The sequence below is a fragment of the Periweissella fabalis genome (genome assembly GCF_012396505.1).
In the GTDB taxonomy this organism is placed as follows: domain Bacteria; phylum Bacillota; class Bacilli; order Lactobacillales; family Lactobacillaceae; genus Periweissella; species Periweissella fabalis.
Map to the genome: position 1 here is coordinate 396,094 of NZ_JAAXPN010000001.1, position 20,971 is coordinate 417,064.

23 protein-coding genes, 1 pseudogene and 1 riboswitch are annotated in these 20,971 nt (G+C 37.1%); of the genes and pseudogenes, 21 read left to right on the forward strand and 3 right to left on the reverse strand.

Annotated features, from left to right (window positions below; translation table 11 throughout):
* Positions 1 to 111: 111 nt before the first annotated feature.
* A complete protein-coding gene (gene fliD, locus HF964_RS02080) occupies positions 112 to 1,647 on the forward strand; it encodes a flagellar filament capping protein FliD (protein ID WP_168721381.1) in 1,536 nt (511 codons plus the stop codon).
* A gap of 182 nt (positions 1,648 to 1,829) precedes the next feature.
* Here fliD and HF964_RS02085 read toward each other — a convergent pair whose 3' ends face one another.
* Positions 1,830 to 2,027 carry a hypothetical protein gene (locus HF964_RS02085; protein ID WP_168721382.1) on the reverse strand — a complete coding sequence of 66 codons (198 nt, stop codon included), beginning with the start codon at positions 2,025 to 2,027 and terminating at the stop codon, positions 1,830 to 1,832.
* A 114-nt stretch (positions 2,028 to 2,141) separates the two neighbouring features.
* Between HF964_RS02085 and HF964_RS02090 the strand changes: the two genes are divergently transcribed.
* From HF964_RS02090 to HF964_RS02120, 7 genes are all read left to right on the forward strand, one after another.
* Complete coding sequence (locus HF964_RS02090; RefSeq protein ID WP_168721383.1) at positions 2,142 to 2,822, forward strand: hypothetical protein; 681 nt, start codon at positions 2,142 to 2,144, stop codon at positions 2,820 to 2,822.
* Between the two features lie 114 nt (positions 2,823 to 2,936).
* Positions 2,937 to 4,064 (forward strand): tRNA 2-thiouridine(34) synthase MnmA, encoded by a 1,128-nt coding sequence (gene mnmA / locus HF964_RS02095; protein WP_168721384.1) that lies wholly within the window; start codon positions 2,937 to 2,939, stop codon positions 4,062 to 4,064.
* 158 nt (positions 4,065 to 4,222) lie between these two features.
* Positions 4,223 to 4,441 carry a cold-shock protein gene (locus HF964_RS02100; protein WP_168721385.1) on the forward strand — a complete coding sequence of 73 codons (219 nt, stop codon included), beginning with the start codon at positions 4,223 to 4,225 and terminating at the stop codon, positions 4,439 to 4,441.
* A gap of 17 nt (positions 4,442 to 4,458) precedes the next feature.
* Positions 4,459 to 5,025, forward strand: a complete 567-nt coding sequence (locus HF964_RS02105) for an NUDIX hydrolase (protein WP_168721386.1) — start codon at positions 4,459 to 4,461, stop codon at positions 5,023 to 5,025.
* Complete coding sequence (locus HF964_RS02110) at positions 5,018 to 5,371, forward strand: hypothetical protein (protein WP_168721387.1); 354 nt, start codon at positions 5,018 to 5,020, stop codon at positions 5,369 to 5,371. Before HF964_RS02105 ends, HF964_RS02110 begins: the two co-directional genes overlap by 8 nt.
* A 39-nt stretch (positions 5,372 to 5,410) precedes the next feature.
* On the forward strand, positions 5,411 to 6,109 hold the full coding sequence (locus HF964_RS02115) for a 5'-methylthioadenosine/adenosylhomocysteine nucleosidase (RefSeq protein ID WP_168721388.1): 699 nt from the start codon (positions 5,411 to 5,413) through the stop codon (positions 6,107 to 6,109).
* A 34-nt stretch (positions 6,110 to 6,143) separates the two neighbouring features.
* Positions 6,144 to 7,313, forward strand: a complete 1,170-nt coding sequence (locus HF964_RS02120; RefSeq protein WP_168721389.1) for a cysteine desulfurase family protein — start codon at positions 6,144 to 6,146, stop codon at positions 7,311 to 7,313.
* 200 nt (positions 7,314 to 7,513) lie between these two features.
* Here the strand turns inward: HF964_RS02120 and HF964_RS02125 are convergent, their stop codons facing one another.
* Positions 7,514 to 8,263 (reverse strand): PucR family transcriptional regulator, encoded by a 750-nt coding sequence (locus HF964_RS02125; RefSeq protein WP_168721390.1) that lies wholly within the window; start codon positions 8,261 to 8,263, stop codon positions 7,514 to 7,516.
* 161 nt (positions 8,264 to 8,424) lie between these two features.
* Between HF964_RS02125 and arcA the strand changes: the two genes are divergently transcribed.
* From arcA to HF964_RS02155, 6 genes and pseudogenes are all read left to right on the forward strand, one after another.
* Positions 8,425 to 9,663, forward strand: a complete 1,239-nt coding sequence (gene arcA / locus HF964_RS02130; RefSeq protein WP_168721391.1) for an arginine deiminase — start codon at positions 8,425 to 8,427, stop codon at positions 9,661 to 9,663.
* A 31-nt stretch (positions 9,664 to 9,694) separates the two neighbouring features.
* Positions 9,695 to 10,744: an ornithine carbamoyltransferase gene (gene argF / locus HF964_RS02135; protein WP_168721392.1), complete on the forward strand. Its 1,050-nt coding sequence runs from the start codon at positions 9,695 to 9,697 to the stop codon at positions 10,742 to 10,744.
* Between the two features lie 14 nt (positions 10,745 to 10,758).
* Positions 10,759 to 12,194 (forward strand): annotated as a pseudogene (locus HF964_RS02140) (basic amino acid/polyamine antiporter).
* An 18-nt stretch (positions 12,195 to 12,212) separates the two neighbouring features.
* Positions 12,213 to 13,157 (forward strand): carbamate kinase, encoded by a 945-nt coding sequence (arcC, locus tag HF964_RS02145; RefSeq protein ID WP_168721393.1) that lies wholly within the window; start codon positions 12,213 to 12,215, stop codon positions 13,155 to 13,157.
* Between the two features lie 156 nt (positions 13,158 to 13,313).
* A complete protein-coding gene (locus HF964_RS02150) occupies positions 13,314 to 14,135 on the forward strand; it encodes a hypothetical protein (protein WP_168721394.1) in 822 nt (273 codons plus the stop codon).
* Between the two features lie 36 nt (positions 14,136 to 14,171).
* Complete coding sequence (locus HF964_RS02155) at positions 14,172 to 14,717, forward strand: GNAT family N-acetyltransferase (protein WP_168721395.1); 546 nt, start codon at positions 14,172 to 14,174, stop codon at positions 14,715 to 14,717.
* A 131-nt stretch (positions 14,718 to 14,848) separates the two neighbouring features.
* Here the strand turns inward: HF964_RS02155 and trhA are convergent, their stop codons facing one another.
* The gene (gene trhA / locus HF964_RS02160; RefSeq protein WP_168721396.1) at positions 14,849 to 15,493 is read right to left on the reverse strand and encodes a PAQR family membrane homeostasis protein TrhA; all 645 of its coding nucleotides are present in this window, start codon (positions 15,491 to 15,493) and stop codon (positions 14,849 to 14,851) included.
* Positions 15,494 to 15,683: 190 nt separating this feature from the next.
* On the opposite strand from trhA, the gene HF964_RS02165 reads away from it, so the two are divergent.
* From HF964_RS02165 to HF964_RS02195, 7 genes are all read left to right on the forward strand, one after another.
* Complete coding sequence (locus HF964_RS02165; RefSeq protein WP_168721397.1) at positions 15,684 to 16,592, forward strand: CvfB family protein; 909 nt, start codon at positions 15,684 to 15,686, stop codon at positions 16,590 to 16,592.
* 9 nt (positions 16,593 to 16,601) lie between these two features.
* Positions 16,602 to 17,495, forward strand: coding sequence for a site-specific tyrosine recombinase XerD (gene xerD / locus HF964_RS02170; RefSeq protein ID WP_168721398.1), 894 nt, complete (start codon positions 16,602 to 16,604; stop codon positions 17,493 to 17,495).
* A gap of 16 nt (positions 17,496 to 17,511) precedes the next feature.
* Positions 17,512 to 17,883, forward strand: a complete 372-nt coding sequence (locus HF964_RS02175) for an N-acetyltransferase (RefSeq protein ID WP_168721399.1) — start codon at positions 17,512 to 17,514, stop codon at positions 17,881 to 17,883.
* On the forward strand, positions 17,861 to 18,595 hold the full coding sequence (locus HF964_RS02180; RefSeq protein ID WP_168721400.1) for a segregation and condensation protein A: 735 nt from the start codon (positions 17,861 to 17,863) through the stop codon (positions 18,593 to 18,595). The genes HF964_RS02175 and HF964_RS02180 overlap by 23 nt, the downstream gene beginning before the upstream one ends.
* A 27-nt stretch (positions 18,596 to 18,622) precedes the next feature.
* Positions 18,623 to 19,288: an SMC-Scp complex subunit ScpB gene (scpB, locus tag HF964_RS02185; RefSeq protein ID WP_168721401.1), complete on the forward strand. Its 666-nt coding sequence runs from the start codon at positions 18,623 to 18,625 to the stop codon at positions 19,286 to 19,288.
* The gene (locus HF964_RS02190) at positions 19,288 to 20,043 is read left to right on the forward strand and encodes a pseudouridine synthase (protein ID WP_168721402.1); all 756 of its coding nucleotides are present in this window, start codon (positions 19,288 to 19,290) and stop codon (positions 20,041 to 20,043) included. Before scpB ends, HF964_RS02190 begins: the two co-directional genes overlap by 1 nt.
* Positions 20,044 to 20,113: 70 nt before the next feature.
* Positions 20,114 to 20,242, forward strand: a riboswitch (FMN riboswitch).
* A 121-nt stretch (positions 20,243 to 20,363) separates the two neighbouring features.
* The gene (locus tag HF964_RS02195) at positions 20,364 to 20,954 is read left to right on the forward strand and encodes an ECF transporter S component (protein ID WP_168721403.1); all 591 of its coding nucleotides are present in this window, start codon (positions 20,364 to 20,366) and stop codon (positions 20,952 to 20,954) included.
* Positions 20,955 to 20,971: the final 17 nt, after the last annotated feature.

Below are 20,971 nucleotides of genomic sequence, written 5' to 3' on the forward strand. Positions count from 1 at the left end.
TCGGTTTTTTATTTTGCCCTTAAATATTATTCAATCTAACCGATAATTATTATTAAGGAAATATAAAGACAATAACACTTATTTAAACAACTTAAGAAAAGAGGGATAAATATGGTCAGTAGTAGTGGTTTGGGTGGCGCCTACATGGGACAATATTCAGGAATTAATAATCAGACAATTGATCAATTAGTTCAAGCTGAATCAACACCAATGTTACTAATGCAGCAACAAGTTCAAAAAATTCAAAATAAAGAGACTGCCTGGGGGGACATTCGCTCACGTTTAAACAACTTACTTAATAAAGTTACTAATTTACAAAAACCTGAAATATTTAATACCAAAGTTGCTAGCAGTTCAAATGATCAAGTAGCAACTATTAGTGGTGATGTTACTGCTGCTGAGGGTAGTCATGATTTAATTGTTAAGCAACTAGCAACTAATACTAAAGTGACTGGGACGCGAATTTCTGATGTCAAAAATAGTAAGGAAGCTCTTAAGTTAACCGGATCATTAGATTTATCACTAATCTATAAAGGGAATGGCGATATCAAAGATAGTATGGATAATTCTTTGTCGATTCCTAATGCTCCTAGTAATGATAGTGTTGTTGATAAATCCAAGTTAACAATTGATATTACAGAAAATGACAGTATCAGTAATATCGTTGATAAAATTAATGCTCAAAGTAAGACTACTAATATTCAAGCTTCAGTCGTTGACAATCATTTGGTCATTAAGAGCATGCTAGCAGGTAATTATACTATCAATACAACTAGCGAAACTGATAATTTGATTAATAAATTAGGCTTGGATCAAGTAAAGAGTTCAAATGGTCATGCTGCACTTTTTTCAATTGATGGCCTTGAAACTGCACGGAATAGTAATTCAATTACGGATGTTTTAGATGGTGCTACTGTAACATTGACGGGGCTTAGTCAAAAAGCAACCAGTGATGATAGTGCTGAGTTGCAAACAACGACAATTGGTTTAAAAAATGATGATAATAAATTCGAAGGTGCTGTTAATGACTTTGTTAGTCAATACAATAGTTTAATGGGTTTAATTAAATCTGATTTAAATGTTGGTGATCCCAGTAAAGCCGATAATCAAACCGGTTCGTTAGCTGGTGATAGTGATTTAATTCAATTACAAGCTCAATTACAACGGATTATCACACCTTCAGCAAATAATAAAGGGAATGATACACTCTCAGCTAACAGTGTTGGAATTTCTTTAATTGATAAAGAAGGTACATTAGGCTTTGATACTACAACCTTTCAAAAAGCATTAAAAAATAACCCGCAAGCGGTTAAAGATTTCTTCTATTCTGCAGATATTGCGCCTATATCAGGTTCAGCCTCTAATGAAAAAGGCTATACTACAGTTTTAAGTAAATTTGCAAATTCGTATCTTTCAACATCGACAGGTAAAACTGGAATCATTGCTAGCAAGACAACTAGTTTTGATGCGACAATTAAAGATTTAAATCAACAAATTGATAACTTTCAAGATCGTTTGACTGCCAAACGCCAACAATATGTAAGTCAATTTAGTGCCTTAGATTCATTTATGATGCAAGCTCAAGCACAACTAAATTACTTCACCCAACAAATTGGTGCCAATACAAATAATAATAACAATCGTTAATAATCTTGATTCGATGGGATAAAGCAGTGATCTGCAAACTCTAACCGAGGTTAAACACATCAAGAAATACACTAAATAGATCCCTGAAGATTTTTTCAAGGGATCTATTTAGTGTATTTTGATTATATAGACTGCTTGAGCATAGCCTGATTACAAGCTAATCATGCCTAAACATTTTCAAATTATCCTAACTGACCATTAAACAATGCTTTAACAATAATAATGATTAACCCAAAGATAATTAAAATTAGCGCTAATCTTGAAATAGTCACATTCTTTGAACGATAAATCCCACCCCAGAGCCGTTCACGTGGAGTTAATAACATCGTAATTACACCAATTATCGTAATAAGTATTCCTAAAAATATCACATAATCCATTTATCAGGCCTCCTTTAAAATAGCGATTACTAGGTTATAAGTATTATATCAAATTATTTAATAACCTTGAAAGTGTCATTGCGAACATATGTTCATATTGGTATAATATGTCCTATGAAAAAAGAACAGAGCAAAAAAACCGTATTAAGTAAAGAAGAGCGGCAACGCATTTGGCAGTTGTTAACCCCAGCACAGCAAGCCGTCTTAAATGAACATGTGCGTTATCGCCAAACTTCATTATTCACTAATAGTAATTTACTAGGTGAAAGTACTGACTGGGAATTTGTTGCGTATCAACTAAATGAGAACTATGACAACGTTCAAGGTAAGCAATTATTTTGTGATTGTGGCCGGCGCTTAAAACATCAATACATGTTGCAAAATCAGACTAGTGGTAAAATGTTGAAACTTGGGATTAGTCATTTTGCTGATCACGCCCAAATTCCTGAACCCATCATGCGCCAATTGCAAACCCAAATTCACCAACTCAACTTTGGTTTAGATGAAACGCTACGCCGGTATCGTCGAGGGGTGAAGTTAAATCCTGCTGTTAAAGCATGGTTATTAGCCCAAGATACGCACAATTATGCCCCATTTACCCAAGAATATGTTGCAGTGGACTTACCTTTAACGGTTGAAGATACGTACGCCATTCGTAATGCGTTTGCCCGATTTGAGCGTCAACAATTAAAAGCCCAGCAACCAGTCGTTAAACGCACCCGACGGACCAAAAAGGTGAAACAAGCTGAAAATCAAGCCAAAGTTGACTTATACTTAAAAGCCTTTGATTGGTAGGGATGGTTGGTACTTGTATTTAATAAGCGATTTCATGTATAATATAGGTTACTGAAATTTTACAACCTTCAAATTGTAATGATTCTCAGAATCTAAAGAAATGATGGTATTGTTATGACACAAGATAACAGTCAAACACGTGTAGTTGTCGGTATGTCTGGTGGGGTTGACTCATCAGTTGTGGCGCAAGTACTCAAAGACCAAGGCTATGATGTCGTGGGCGTATTTATGAAAAACTGGGATGACACTGATGAATTCGGTGTTTGTACCGCTACGGAAGATTACAAAGATGTCGCTAAAGTAGCCGATGAGATTGGAATTCCGTACTACTCAGTTAACTTTGAAAAGGAATACTGGGACCGTGTGTTCCAATACTTCCTTGACGAATACAAGAAGGGCCGGACACCTAATCCGGACGTAATGTGTAATAAAGAAATCAAGTTCAAAGCTTTCTTGGATTACGCGATGGAACTTGGAGCTGATTATGTCGCAACTGGGCACTATGTCCAAGTTGAAAAGGATGAAAATGGTATTACACATATGCTTCGTGGTGGTGATGCAAATAAGGATCAAACTTATTTCCTTTCACAACTATCACAAGAACAAATTAGTAAAGTTATGTTCCCAATCGGTCATATGCAAAAAAGCGAAGTTCGTAAGATTGCCGAAGAAAACAACTTAGCAACTGCTAAGAAGAAGGATTCAACTGGGATTTGCTTCATTGGTGAACGTAACTTCAAAGAATTCCTTAGTAACTACTTACCAGCCAAAGAAGGTCGTATGATGACTTTTGATGGGCGTGACATGGGACCACATGCTGGTTTGATGTACTACACAATTGGTCAACGTAAAGGCCTTGGAATTGGTGGTCAAAAGGGTAATGAAGATCCATTCTTCGTAGTTGGTAAAGACCTTGAAACTAATACTTTATTCGTTGGTCAAGGGGATGACAACAAATACTTGTTTGCAACTCACTTGGAAGCGTCTGAAGTAAGCTTTACAACGCCAATTGATCGAGGCTTGGAATTCCACTGTACAGCAAAATTCCGTTACCGCCAAAAAGATACTGGTGTAACCGTTAAACTTAATGCTGACAAGACTTTGGCAACTGTCATCTTTGATGAGCCAGTTAAAGCAATTACGCCAGGTCAAGCGGTGGTCTTTTATGATGGGGCTGAATGTTTTGGTTCAGCTATCATTGATCGGGCTTATAACGACGAAAAAGAACTCCAATATGTTTAACATTAATTGTAAAATTCCAGCAGATTTTGATAGTTTGCTGGTCTTTTGCTATTTAAAAAAGCTAAAATTGAAAAAACATTAATCCTAGCGATAATCACAAACTAGGGCATAAATATGCTAAGATAAAGCAATAAATAGTTTAGAAAGTTGGAATAATTATGGAACATGGATACGTTAAGATTTGGGACGAAGAAAAGGGCTTTGGGTATATCGAAATTACCGGTCAAGATGACATTTTTGTTCATTTCTCAGGCATTGTTGGTGATGGTTTTAAAGCTTTAACAGTTGGTGATTACGTTGAATTTGTTGTGGTTGAAGGAGTTCGTGGCCCCCAAGCTGCCCAAGTACACGTAATTGATGCACCAATTGCAGACTAATTAATGGAGGCATTATTATGGATTTTGCAGAAAAAGTTATTGGACGTGAACTAAAATATCACGGTGCCATTATTGACGTTGAGGTCCAAACGGTTGAATTACCCAATGGCCAAACAGCAACCCGTGATATTGTCCACCATTGTCCAGCGATTGCAATTTTAGCAATTACTGATGACAACAAAGCCGTGATTATGCGTCAATGGCGAACTGCCTTAGCTAAGGAAACTCTTGAAATTCCAGCAGGAAAAGTAGATGATCGTGATACTGATCCATTACAAACTGCGATTCGTGAATTAAATGAAGAAACTCGGATGCAAGCTGCCCATATTGAAAAAATTAGTAGTTTTTATCTTTCAGCGGGCTACGCAGATGAATTAATGCATCTGTATTTGGCAACTGGTTTAACACCAGTTACTGATGAATTACCCCAAGATGATGATGAAAATCTCGCCCTCAGCACGTACACTCTTGATGAATTAGCCGCTTTAAATGCCCAAGGTTTACTCGATGATTCAAAAACGCAAGTGGCTTACTGGTATTGGGCAGCCAACCAAGCCTATGTAAAGGGGTTAATCAATGGATAAAGACCCAATTACGCGTAAAGAGTATCGTGAATATCAACAAAGTCATCAAAAAGCAACGCCAACCACTGAAGATTCAACTATGCGGCGCATGCATGATGGGCGCTATGTTGATGAAAACGGTGAGATTCATACGCGCGACGATAGCTTTGCACAAGAGCCCCAAGGTGAAAGTGAGCGCCAAACCGCGCAACGTTTTGCCAAAAATAAACGTTATGACATGGACGAATTTGGGCGATTGACTTCTTTAGGGAAGCAACAACGACTTAAGTTCCGTTTAAATGTCACGATTGTGATTTTAGTGTTATTAATTATTGCTACATTTTTAGTTTTACGCTTTGTCGATTAACTAGTTTACTTACATGATATTGAGAGGAATTTGAAAAGAATGAAATACGGAATTATTAACGCCATGCCAGAAGAAATGGCTAACTTAGAAGCAGCGATGGAAAACCTTGAAATCAAGAGTATTAAGCACATTGATTTTCACGTTGGTACCATTGCTGGTCAAGACGTGGTGGTTGTTGAATCAGGAATTGGTAAAGTCCAAGCTGGTTTAACCACAGCTTTATTGATTACTAACTTTGATGTTGATGTTATTATCAACTCTGGTTCCGCTGGGGCCATTGGCGAAGGATTGAAGATTGGGGATGTCGTAGTTGCATCCGAAACCGCCTATCACGATGTTGATGCCACGGTCTTTGGTTATAGTTACGGGCAAGTACCCCAACAACCAGCTCGCTTTGTCGCTGATAAAAACCTTGTTACTCAAATTATGGATGCTGCTAAAAGTACCGGTTTACATACTGTGACGGGCTTAATCGTAACTTCAGATTCATTTGTGGCTAGTGCGCAACAAGTTGACCGTATCAAAGCTAACTTCCCTGATGCAATGTCTGCTGAAATGGAAAGTGCTGCGATTGCTCAAGCCGCCCATCAATTTGGGATTCCTTATGCTGTAATTCGCGCCATGTCTGACAATGCTGATGGGGATGCTGGTGTTACTTTTGACGAATTTATCGTACAAGCTGGTAAACAATCAGCTGACATGTTAATTGCACTTTTCAAAAACCAAGCTGCTAAGTAATTATCGCTAGTTGTTTCTTGAAAAGGACGGAAAAATGAAAGAAGTTGCTTTAAATACCGGGGTTGTATATTTAGATAATGCAGCCACTACTCCAATGGCACCCGAAGTAATTGATACCATGTTAACAACCATGCAATCAACGTTTGGGAATGCCTCATCAACACATGCCTTTGGTCGTAAAGCCCACATGGTGCTTGAAAATGCCCGCCAAGTTATTGCACGTTCGATTAACGCCAAAGATGAAGAAATTGTCTTTACCTCTGGTGGAACGGAATCTGATAACACGGCCATTATTGGAACCGCTGAAGCACGTCAGCACCTAGGTAAACATATTATTACTAGTGCGGTTGAACATGAAGCAGTTTTAAAACCATTAGCATGGTTAGCCGAACACGGTTTTGAAATTACTTACTTACCAGTTAATGAAGCTGGTGAAGTCAGTGTGGCTGACCTAAAAGCGGCTTTACGTGATGATACAATCTTAGTAACCATTATGATGGGGAATAACGAAGTCGGTTCCCATATGCCCATTCGTGAAATTGGAGCAGTCTTAGCAGATCACCAAGCATGGTTTCACACTGATGCAGTCCAAGCATATGGCTTACTAGATATTGATGTTAAGCGTGATCATATTGATATGCTATCAACCTCTGCGCACAAGATTAATGGCCCTAAGCAATTAGGGTTCTTGTACCGCCGCGATGGCTTGGTCTTTCCAAGTTATTTAAAAGGTGGCGATCAAGAAGAAAAACGTCGCGCTGGGACCGAAAATATTCCAGCAATTGCTGGCTTTGCAACCGCGGTTGAATTAATTACACCAGCAGAAAAAGCTAAGCGGCAAGTCAAATACGCCGCCTTTAAAGATCAAGTGTTAAGTGGTTTAGCGGCCGCTGACATTGATGTTGCTGTTAATGGGGCTATTAAAGAAGATTCGCTCCAACATGTGTTAAACATTTGGATCAAAGGGGTTTCAACGTATGTCATGCAAACTAATCTTGATATGGCTGGCATTGCCATTTCAGGTGGTTCGGCATGTACGGCTGGTTCCCTTGAACCATCGCATGTCCTAACGGCGATGTATGGTGAAACTTCACCACGGATTGAAGAATCACTCCGGATTAGCTTTGGCACGTACACGACTAGCGCTGACATTGATGCGTTGGTTGCCAATATTGCCAAAACGGTTAAACGTGTCCTTAAATAGACCGGTTAACGAACAATAACTAACTTAAAAAGCCTCACTAACAATCTGTGCATTGTTAGCGGGGCTTTTTTGCGACTTAAATTTGGTTAAAATAGGCTGGAAAAAGGGCCTGGATTTCAGTAGTCAAATAATTTTCAAGATATTCAAACTGAATTTTTTGGGGTATCTTTTGCTATTAACTATTCCAAAGATAATTGAATTCAAAATTCCGTCACTTGTGTATCTCGCGGTAGCATGTGCTTTGAAATACTGGCGAGTTTAGCTAGTAAAAAAGTTAATTTTTGTGTTCGCCAGCTAATATACGCAGCTAATAAATCGATATTTTCAATCACATCTTGCGGATTATGTTGAGTAATAGTTGCTAAGCGCTTTAAGCGATATTCAACCGTTTTACGATGTACATGCAGAATGGTCGCAGTTTTAGCGATGCTATGGTTTGTAATGGTAAATACCCAAAACGTATTTAAGAGATTTAACTCATCTTGTCCGCTGCCTAAGTTATTAATAATTGTCACTAAATGCTCCTTAGCAATCCCGCTATTACGTAATGCTTCAAATTGTTGAGTCATTTGATAAGTTGCTTGATGGTTAATAGAATTTGGGGTCGTAAAACATAGTGCTTGGAGTGCTTCTTTAATTGTCCCAGATATGTCAAAGTGGGCTTTGCCAATTCCAATTTGATTAGGCGTACTAAAATACTTTGTTACTAGGGTTGGAGACTCAAATTGGTGCAAAATAAAAACAATGTGTTCTGCATCTAATCGAAAGCTTAACTGGATGTGCATTGGTCGGGTTATTTGTTGTGAATGTTTAATAACAATCGCGTAATAAGCTTGGCGTAAATCAACACCTAATGTATAAGCTTGCTGTTCAAAAGCTGGAGAAATAGGTTTATCCATATCAGCGATTGTTAGCCATTCATGTAAAAAGCGCTCAGTTTTATTTACCATGAATACCTCCATTCCATTATCCAGAAATATATTTTTGTTAACCATTTGGATAACTATATTTTCATTTTATACCCTATATTAAGTAACAACAATCGCTTAATATAAAGGTTAGGAGGGCTTCTATTAAAAGTTTATGCATATTTAAAAAGGAGGAAAACTTAATGAAGAAACCAGTAATTAATGTTAACTCAGAAATAGGAACTTTAAAATCAGTCCTATTAAAACGTCCAGGTGAAGAAATTGAAAATATTACTCCTGATACAATGACACGGCTTTTGTTTGATGATATTCCGTATTTAAAAATTGCCCAAGAAGAGCATGACTTTTTTGCAAAAGTTCTTAATGATAATGGTGTCGAGGTTGTCTATCTTGAAGATTTAGTTGAAGATGTTTTTAATCTTGCCTCAGACATAAAACTTGAATTTATCGAGCGATTTTTGTCTGAATCTGGTTATGACTTGGGAACAACACATGATGCATTACTTGCATATTTGGATGATTTTACCAATGATCAATTAGTAGCTAAGTTGTACGGTGGTATTCGACGAAATGAATTAGATTTCATTAATGATTCATTGCATGATTTAGCTGGTCGCGATGCACAAAATCCTTACTTATTAAATCCATTACCCAATGCTTACTTTACTCGAGATCCGCAAGCAGCAATCGGTAATGGTATTACTATTAACCGTATGACTTATTCAGCCCGCCAACCAGAATCATTATTTACAGAATATGTGATGCGTTATCATCCTCGGTATACTGGCAAAGTAAATATTTGGCGGAATCGTAATAATATGACCCGACTTGAAGGTGGTGATCAATTAGTATTAAATAACCATGTCTTAGCAATTGGAGTTTCACAACGGACTTCATCCAAATCAATTGAGGCCTTGGCACGAGAATTATTTGCAAATACAGCAGCAAATTTTGATACTATTGTTGCTATTGAAATACCGCATAACCATGCAATGATGCATTTAGACACGGTATTTACAATGATTAATCATGATCAGTTTTCTATTTTTCCAGGTATCATGGATGAAAAAGGACAAATGAATATTTTTATTATGACTCCTGGACCTGATAATACAATTAAACTAAGCCATCGAACAGATTTGATGGCGACACTAAAAGAGGTTTTAAAGCTCCCAGAATTAGATTTAATCCAAACTGGTGGTGGGGATAAAATTATTAGCCAACGTGAACAATGGAATGATGGTTCAAACACCTTAGCAATAGCACCGGGTGAAGTTATTACTTATGATCGTAACTATGTTAGTAATGAGTTACTTCGCCAACATGGTATTATCGTGCATGAAGTTCGCTCTAGTGAATTATCACGTGGTCGTGGAGGACCAAGATGTATGTCACAACCACTTTGGCGTGAAGATTTATAAACTAATTACCATCTAAAGGGGAGGCATTTGTATGACTAGTATTAATACTAATACCATCAATTCAGTTTTCCAAGGGCGATCATTTTTAGCTGAAAAAGACTTTACACCGGCTGAGCTTCAGTACTTAATCGACTTTGGTTTACATTTAAAACATTTAGCACATCACAATATTTTCCCTCATTATCTTACGGGATTAAATATTGCATTATTATTTGAAAAAGCATCAACGCGTACACGAGCGGCTTTTACAACAGCTGCAATTGAATTAGGTGCGCATCCGGAATATTTAGGGACAAATGACATTCAACTAGGCAGTAAAGAATCGATTGAAGATACTGCAATAGTATTGGGGCGTATGTTTGATGGGATTGAATTTCGCGGTTTTAAACAAAGTGATGTTAATGAATTAGCAAAATATAGTGGTGTTCCAGTTTGGAATGGCTTAACTGATGACTGGCATCCAACCCAGATGATTGCTGATTTTATGACAATTAAAGAAAATTTTGGTCATTTACATGGTTTAAAATTAGCTTATGTTGGGGATGGTCGTAATAACGTTGCTAAATCATTATTGATTACTGGCTCTATGTTAGGTGTTGAAGTACACATAATTACACCAAAAGAATTACAGCCTCCAGCAGATGTTATCCAACTTGCTTATCAGTTAGCGCAGCCTACTAAAGTTCAACCAGTAATATCTGATAACCTCACTGTTGGCGTCAAAAATGCCAATATTATCTATACTGATGTTTGGGTTTCAATGGGGGAAACGGATTGGCAAGAACGCGTTGCTTTACTCAAACCATACCAAGTTAATATGGAGTTACTTGAGTTAACACAAAATACAAGTGAAAAATTAATTTTCCTACATTGTTTACCAGCTTTCCATGATACCAATACCGAATATGGTGCAACGGTTAATGCCGATTATGGTATTACAGCAATGGAAGTAACCGATGAAGTATTTCGTAGTAAATACGCCCGACAATGGCAGCAAGCTGAAAATCGCAAACATGCGATCAAGGCTATTATGGCGGCGACCTTAGGGAATTTATTTATCCCGAAAGTACCAGACTTGTAGGGGATGGTGATAATATGGAGACACAAAATAAAGCTCAAGGAATTGCACTACCAGCTTTAATTGCCTTAGTTATCAGTAGTGCGATTGGGGCGGGAATATTTGATTTACCAACGACTTTTGCTAAAGTTGCAACTCCCGGGCCTGTAATGTTAGCTTGGCTGATTACAGGAGTTGGTATTTTAATGTTAGCCCTTAGTCTTAAGCATCTAGTTTTAATAAACCAGAATTAACTGGTGTTTCTGATTATGCTCGTGCTGGTTTTGGTGATTTTGCTGGTTTCTTATCTGGTTGGGGATATTGGTTGTCAGCTTGGCTAGGAAATGTTGCCTTTGCTAGTATTATGATGTCAGCTTTTGGCTACTTTGTTCCAGAATTTAAATCTGGAAACAGTATTAGTGCCATCATCTTTGCTTCGCTAATCTCATGGGGTCTAACCTTATTAGTTACACGTGGCGTTGAAGCCGCCGCCATCATTAATACAGTTGTGACTATCTGCAAATTAATTCCGTTATTTGCTTTTATCATTGTAGCTCTTTTGAGCTTTAAAGCCGGAATTTTTACCGAACATTTTTGGGTTAACTTTGGTACTAATATGCATAATCAAGCAATCTTTATGCCGGCAACACCGACCGGGATTATGGCACAAATTAAAGGTTGTATTTTATCAATGATGTGGGTCTTTGTTGGAATTGAGGGTGCAACCATGATGGCTGGACGAGCACAGAAGAAAAGTGATGCTGGACGGGCAACTATTATTGGCCTATTGTCACTTTTAACACTATATGTGATTATTTCACTATTACCATATGGTTATCTCACTCAAAATCAGCTACTTGAATTACACCATCCTGCTTTGGTTTATTTGTTTAAAGATTTAGTTGGTGATTTAGGTGGGGCTTTTATTAGCATTGGCTTGATTATTTCAATTATGGGATCTTGGCTATCTTGGACAATGTTACCTGTTGAGGCAACGTCATTAATGGCTAAGCAAAAGCTATTACCACAGTGGTTTGGCCAACTTAATAAAGCTAAAGCTCCAGCTAATTCATTATGGTTAACGCAGATTCTTGTGCAAATATTTTTGATTTCTTTAATCTTTACTAACGAGGCTTATAATTTTGCATACTCACTTTGTACAGCTGCGATTGTTGTTTGCTATGTTTTGGTTGGAGCTTATGAATTAAAGCTAGGCTTACAAAAACGCCAGTTACGGATTATCATCCCCGGGTTTATCGCCTGTTTATTTGAAATAACCGCAATTACTTTAGCTGGCTTACAGTTACTTTGGTTATGTACTATTGCATACTTATTAGGGTTTATCTTATATATCAGTGCTAAAAAAGAAAACCAGCAAATCATTAAGCGTTATGAATGGTTAGCAATGGGGGTTATTTCAGTAATTGCTATCTTAGCAATTGTTGGTTTATTTACTGGTTTAATCACAATTTAATTGACAAGGAGATTTGCTATGACAAAACGAATTGTTGTTGCTTTAGGCGGTAATGCTATTTTAACTAAAGATGCTTCAGCAACTGCTCAGCAACTAGCATTAATAAAAACAGCTAATCAATTAGCAGCACTTTTAACTGCTAATAGTGATTGGCAAGTTATAATTACGCATGGTAATGGCCCGCAAGTTGGTAATTTATTGTTACAACAACAACGTGGTAGTAATAAAGACATTCCCGCCATGCCTTTATATACTGTTGGAGCTATGACGCAAGGTGCGATTGGTTTTTGGTTAGCTAATGCATTAAATCAGGCCTTTATGGAACATGGATTAGACCATCAAGTAGTCTCGTTAATAACACGTACTATCGTTGATGGCCAAGATAAAGCCTTTCAACGACCCACAAAGCCAATTGGGCCATTTTATTCACCCAAGATGGCTGAACACCTACAAGGGTTACATCCTGATTGGACTATTTTAGCTGATGCTGGACGGGGGTATCGGCGCATGGTACCTTCACCACAGCCATTAGATATTATCGAAGCCCCCATTATCCAACATCTTGTTAGTCAAGGAATAACCTTAATTGCAGCTGGGGGCGGTGGTATTCCAGTCGTTCGCGTTGGTAATTCATACGCTGGTATTGACGCTGTTATCGATAAGGATTATTCGGCTGCTAAATTAGCCGAATTAGTTGATGCGGATATATTGCTTATGTTAACCACTGTGCAAAATGTATATTTAAATTACGATACTCCACAACAAACCAAACTCACGCATTTAACAGTCGCTCAAGCCCAACAATTCCTTGATGAAGGACATTTTGCCCCTGGATCAATGCAACCTAAGATTCAAGCAGCAATGAATTTCGTGCGACGAACTGATAAAACAGCAGTAATCACATCGCTAGATAACGTTACTGGCTATTTGCAATCGGGGCTTGGGACGATTATCACTAATTAAGTTTTAAAAAGTGCTATTCTATAAGATAAATTAGGATTGCTAAATGTAAAAAATAAGGCCTTTGAGGACAATTCTTCAAGGGGCTTATTTTTTACATTTGAATCACGTAACTAAGACCGTTATAATAATCAATATTAATATAAGGCGGATAAAACAATGATTAAAACTAAAGGGTATGTGACGTTTACTTATAACGCACATACGTTATCAGCTAATCACTTAAGACAACTAGTTGATCAATATCAAACAAAATTAATCGATAATGAAAGTATCATAATTGATGAGCTTGCTGAAAATGATGATCAATTGCAGTTAATCTTAAAAATTGATGGTTTCACTGATAACCAACGTTTTCAAGCACTACGGAAAACATTTGATTTAGGTATTGACTGTGATGATGATACTGATAGTTATCTATGTGAAGCTTATGGTATTATTTTCCCAACAAAGCAAATCACAGCCAACCGTGCTTTAGCATGGGTGAAACATTACACTGGAAGTTTTGCAAAAGATGAATTTCAAAAATTTACAATTACACAACAACATTTAACACCCACAGCACTTAAATTGGAATTTGCAGTTGAATTGCCTAGTTATGTAATTGACATGGATTTGTACTACTTAAGTGATCAAGAACGTTACCAATATTTTAGACTAGATGAGTGTGCACCTACAAATAGTATCAAAGAAGTTCCAATAGATGAATATTCTGGTAGCCATCGGCTTGAATTATCAACCCATGATATCACTCTTGTTTTCAAACAAGAACAATCATTAGTATCCGTCACTAATTTATTACAAACTTTTGAAGAAACACATTTAATGCCTAATGAAAGTATTGTGTATAGTTTGCCATCGACTGGGGATACGGTAATTACTGAAGTTCCAATTATTATTAAAGCTCTTGGTATTAATCATCAAGTAATTCATTGTCTGTTAAATGAAATACCTGATGTGTTAACGGTTGAAGTTAACTAATGTTTAGGCAAATGCTATTTATTTATGGAGGACACGATGATGTTACGTGGTAATAAAGTGTATTTAGCTAATTTATTTGATGGGGATGCTGAGTACTTAACGGATTGGCAATGGGATGATCAATTTTTGTTGGGCTTATCTGAAGATGTTGTCCATCCATATGGCGTTAAAGAATGGAGTGAATTTTTCGGGGATGCTAATAGTAATAGTGATATTATGTTTACTATTCGACGGACTAACGATGATATGCTAGTTGGCTTTGCCGGCATTAGTGATATTATGTTACGTAATCAACGCGGTGAGCTATGTATTGGGATTCCTCAAGCTGGGGATCGTTCATTAGGGTATGGCCGTGAAGCCTTTAGTTTATTACTCGAGTATGCATTTGATCACTTAAACCTCCATAAGGTTACTTTAACCGTTCATGCCTATAATACGGCCGCACTTAAGTTGTATGAAAAATGCGGGTTTGTTCGTGAAGGAACCAACCGGGAAGCCGTTTATCATCAAGGTAAGTGGTATGATAGCTACTCATATGGGCTATTAGCGCGGGAATGGCGTCAAAATCCAGATAATTACTAAATAAAAGGCAAAAACACGCTATTCGAACACTTGTTCTCGTAGCGTGTTTTTGTTTAAAAATGTTATCGTGTCCAAAAAAGCCGCCTAGCATTTGCTAAGCGACTTTTATTATGGTCTATGATACTAGTGGCCTAAACACTAAAGAGGATTGAAAAGTACATCAAAGCGGCCCCCGCAAGGACAAAGATGTGCCACCAAACGTGACCAAAGGGGATGTTTTTAATTGAATACACTCCCGCACCTAATGTATAAGTGACACCACCAGCAAATAGTAGCCAGAAACTTAGGTGACTCAATGAGTGCCATAAGGTTGGCATCGCTAGTAAAATCATCCAGCCCATCACGATATAGATAATGACTGATAACCATAGCCACCGGCCAACAAAGAAGATTTCATACAGAATTCCTGCAATTGTCATCGCTAAAATGACCGACCAAATCGTCCAACCTTGCCAACCACCAATTGCTAACCAGCAATAGGGTGTGTATGAACCAAAAATCACTAAGAAGATACCAGCGTGATCAAAGATTTGAAAGACACGTTTAGCTTTAGTAAAGATTAAAGAATGAAATAGTGTTGACATTAATAAGAATAAACACACACTTGCTCCATAAATGGCAAAGGCTGTCATTGCTAAACCGCCTCGGTGTTGGATAGCTTCCAATACTAATAAGACAACATAGCCTGCCACTGCAAGAAGAAATCCAACTCCATGAGTAACAGCATTTAAAACTTCATATAAAATTAGATAGCGTTTAGTTTCGCGATATTGCATATCGTGCACCTCGAGATTTAATTGATAAGGTTAGTATATCCAATTGACCTAGTCTTGTAAACCATGTAGCTCAAAAAAGTTATTTTTATTACAAATCCTAAAATCTTCTATGAGTTTCCTGTAGGTTATGTAAACCTTTCATGATATACTATACAATAGCTAATTATGGAACGAAATGAGGAAACGCATAATGAATGATTTAGTAGGACGCGTTATTCAAGCAAAAGTCATTGATTCAAATGACAAGTATTACTTTGTCCAATTACAAGGGGTAACTTTTCAATTATTAAAAAGTGAAATGGAAGCCGAAGGTAAAGAACTGCACATTGGTGGTTTAATTACAGGGTTTGCTTATGAAAATGGGCATCACCAAATGCAAATTACCCGCAAAATTCCTAAAGTGCAAATTGGACACTACGCATGGGGTGAAGTTGTCGCTCAACGTCGTGATTTGGGAGTTTTTGTTGATATTGGCTTGCCAGATAAAGATATCGTGGTATCACTTGATAACTTACCAACAATTGCTGCTTTATGGCCCCAAAAGGGTGATAAACTTATGGTCAGTTTAAGAGTTGATGATAAAGGACGTTTATGGGCTCAGTTAGCAGATGAACAAATCTTCAAAGCAGTTACACTTAAGGCTAAGCAAGGTTTACAAAATATGAATGTTACCGGAACGGTCTTTCGTTTGAAGATGGTTGGTACCTTTATTTTGACTGATGAATATTATATGGGGTTTGTTTTCCCAGGTGAACGCTATAAAGAACCACGTTTGGGTGAAGTTGTTAATGCTCGAGTTATTGGTGTACGTCCAGATGGGTTACTTAATTTAAGTCTTAAGCCTCGGGCGTATGAAGCAATTGGTGAAGACGCCCAAATGCTCTTAGCAATGCTTGAACACAGTAAAGATAATACCTTACCATTTTCAGATAAGAGTGATCCTAAAGAAATCAAAGACTATTTTGGAATTTCAAAAGGGCAATTCAAGCGTGCAGTTGGTAACTTACTCAAACAACGACGTATTCAACAAGTTGACGGTACTTTAGTTTTAGTCCCTGGTACTACGGAACAAGAACATACCCAAGCTCCACTAAAGTAGGCCTTTATCATGGAAGTTAAGGAACTAATTGATGAATATCTACAGTATGTAAAAGTTGAACGAGGATTATCAGTTAATACAATTACAAGTTATCATCAAGATTTAGTTAAATTCCAGAATTATTTAAGTCAACAGAAGGTAACTGATTTAACTGTGATTGATAATTTTTTCATCAATCAATTTTTACAATTTTTAGCTACTCAAGGTAATGCTGAAAATACAATTATTCACTGTGTTACATCGCTTCGTAAATTCTTTCAATTTTTAAAGCGGATGCAATACATTCCCGAAGATCCGATGCAACAAGTGGGGATGCCTAAGAAGAAACAACACTTACCTGATATTTTATCCGTCCAAGATGTTGAACAGATTCTAATGACTCCAGATACTAGTACGCGCTTAGGTATCCGTAATCGGGCAATGCTTGAAGTCATGTATGCAACTGGCTTACGGGTTTCAGAAATCGTCAATCTTAAGGTTGCTGATTTACATTTTGAGCTTGGTTTATTACAAACCATTGGGAAAGGTAATAAGGAACGAATTGTCCCAATCGGGGATGTCGCAATGCAATGGGTTTTGACATATTATCAAGATGTCCGTTCATTACAGCTTAAAGGTAGTGATAATCCAATTTTATTTTTAAATGATCATGGCCATCAATTGACCCGCCAAGGAATTTGGAAAATTATTAAGCAAATTGTCTTGCAAGCCGGAATTACTAAGGATGTATCTCCACATACATTGCGCCATTCCTTTGCGACCCACATATTAGAAAATGGGGCTGATTTACGGATTGTCCAAGAACTTCTTGGACACGCTGATATTTCTACTACTCAGATTTATACCCACATTACTAATGAACGGGCTAAACAAGTCTTCAAAAAAGCTCATCCACGAGCTTAATTGAAAGGGAGCAATTATGTTAGTTAGATATCGTCCTGATTATAAAAAAATCGCTTTAGGTTTATTATCATATATTCCGGGATTACGTAATATGCAACACCTTGAAGCCGAATTTTCTTGGTATGAAGCAACTACTAATCGCGAATTATTATTATGGCGCGATGCAGATGGGCATTTTACAGCAATTGTTGGTGTTGAGCATGTTTATGGGGTCTTATTATTACGCCATATTTCAATCACACCAGCTTTAAGAGATAGTGAACTAATTTTTACTGTCTTAGATGCATTACAACAATATCACGCTGATAAGATGATTATGGGAACCATTGCCGGTCAAAAGATTATTAATGCTTGGAGAAAGCACAATGAACAACGAACTACAAATTAAGTTGACTGATTTTGAGGGTCCGCTTGATTTACTATTACATTTAATTAAAAGTTCTGAGATGGATATTTATGATATTCCAATTGTTGCCATTACAGAACAATATATGGATTTTTTACATCAAGATAAATTAGCACTTGATATTGCAGGTGAATATTTAGTCATGGCTGCCAGTCTAATGCAGATTAAATCCCGTTATTTATTACCAAACCGACCAACAATTGATTTGGAAACCGGTGATGAAATCTATGAAGATCCACGACAAGGGCTTGTTGAGCAATTACTTGAATATCGTCGCTATCAAGAAGCTGCATTGAGCTTACGGACACGTGAAGAAGCACGGCAACAACAATTTACCCGCGCACCTGCTTTAATGCCAACTGATTTAGACGTTAATATTGTTGCCCCTGGAGTGGACTTAGATGCTTTACAAACTGCCTTTAATAATATGATTGCCCGGCAACAAATCGCTAAGCCTGTAAGTACAACGATTCAAAAAGAAACTTATACAATTAGTGAAAAGTGGCAAGTTATTAAGCATAAATTATCTGTTAACCCATATGGTGTTCTATTTACAGAGCTTTTCACATTAGATAGTAATCCAGATGAATATGTAACCACTTTTTTAGCAATTCTTGAAATGGCAAAGCATCAGGAATTGTTGATTGAACAACCTAAAATGAACGATGAATTGCTCATTAAACCACGTTCATAATAGATTATTACCAGAAAGGATTGTATTGTGACAAATTTAGCCAAAATCGAAAGCTTGATTTTTGTTGCTGGTGATGAAGGAATTGAGCTTGCAGACCTAATTTCTTTAACTAACTTTGACCAAACAACCGTTAAAGAAATTCTTGCTGAACTTGCTTTAAAATATCAAGCCGATGATGATTGTAGTTTTGAACTACTTCAAAGTGATGAAACATTTCGCTTAGCAACTAAAGCTAGTGTTTCTAAGCTTGTTAAGCATTTCTTTGAAGCTCCTTTATCAACACATTTAACGCAAGCTTCACTAGAAGTGTTGGCAATTATTGCTTATCGTCAACCGGTTACTCGGATTGAGATTGATGAAGTTCGTGGGGTTCAATCAAGCTCGATTATACAGAAATTGCAGTTACGTAATTTAATCACAGATATGGGTCGTAAAAATGAACCTGGCCGGCCAATAATGTATGGAACCTCTAGCTACTTCTTAGATTATTTTGGTTTAACAAGTATTGAGGAATTACCACCATTAGCAAATGCCACCACACTTGATGAGGAGCAATCATTATCTGGTGATTTATTCCTAACTGCCTTTGATAACCGTTTACAACCTGATGATAGTACAATGGCTACTGAGGATGTAGACCCCATTCCATTTGCCGTCGAAATGGAATTATCAACAAATATGGAGAAAAAATAATGGCTGATCGTTTACAAAAGGTTATGGCTCAAGCCGGTGTCGCATCACGACGCAAATCAGAAGAGCTCATTGCAACTGGACACGTTACCGTTAATGGTCAAGTAATGACTGAACTTGGATACAAAGTCCAACCAAAAGATAAAATTGAAGTTGATGGCATGCCCGTTCAACAAGCCGAAAAATTAGTTTACTATTTACTTTATAAACCCCGTGGTTTTGTTTCAACTGCTAAAGATGAAAAAGGCCGCCGTACCGTGGTTGATTTATTGACGGATGTTAATGAACGCGTCTATCCAGTTGGACGCTTGGATTTTGATACTACCGGTGCCTTAATCATGACTAACGATGGTGACTTAATGAACTACTTAACTCACCCTAAATACGAAGTTGATAAAGTTTATACGGCTAAAGTTGAAGGTATTCCAACCAATGATGAATTGATGCAATTACGTCACGGAATTAAGTTGGAAGGTAAAATGACTAAGCCAGCACGGACCAAAATTCTAAATACGAAAACTAATGAAAATAAGAAGACTACTTCTTTAGTTCAAATAACTATTCATGAAGGTCGTAATCACCAAGTTAAAAAGATGTTTAAACATATCGGTCACGAAGTTGTTGGTTTACGGCGTGAAAGTTATGGTTTCCTTGACCTACATGGTTTACAACCGGGTGATTATCGGGAATTACGATTTGAAGAAGTTGAAGCACTTAAAAACGGTAAAGCAAACTTAAAAGTTCAAGGACGTCTGTAATCCGTAATTTACAGTTGACTTATTTTTTGTAAGTCAATATAATATATTTATTGCTAATTTAATATTTAACAGAAATCTTCAGGGCAGGGTGTAATTCCCGACCGGCGGTATAGTCCGCGACTTCAATTAAGCTTTTTAATTGATTGAGCTGGTGTAATTCCAGCACCGACAGTTAAAGTCTGGTATGCAGAAGATTGGTTTTTTTGTGAACAATTCTAACCAATCCATTGATACAGCCTAGTGCAGATCAATGGATTTTTTGTTTTTTAAAAACCAAGCCACGAAGAACTGTTGTCAAACAGAAAAGGATGGTTCTCCATATGTATCAAGTAAGTAAAACACGTCGCTTAATTCTAATTGCTATCTTAGCAGCTATTTCAACTATCTTAATGGTCTTCCCGGTTATCCCATTATTTGGAGGCTTTATGAAATTAGATTTTTCAATCGTGATTGTCCTCATCGGGATGTATTTGCTAAATCTTAAGGGAGCGCTTACAATTTTATTGTTACGTTCAGTATTAAAAGTGCTATTATTTAATAGTGGTGTATCTGATTGGGTTGGGATGCCAATGAACATTGTTGCTATGGCGTTATTCATCAGTATTATTTGGCTTTTTACCAACAAAGAGCATGGTTTACGTATTAAAAACTATGCCATTGGAGCAATATTTGGTACCTTAGTAATGACCGGCGTTATGGCAATTTTAAATTGGGTGTATGCAATTCCACTCTATGAAAAATTTGCCAACTTTAGCCTCCAATCAGTTGGTTTAAACTTACACCAATGGATTGTTGCGATGGTCTTACCATTTAACTTAATTCAGGGGTTTGTTTTAGCAATTATTGCCGGTTTAGTGATTTTTCCAATGGCTAGTTATTTAATGCACCAACAGTTACGCTTCAAAAAATAACTTTCAAAGGATTACAT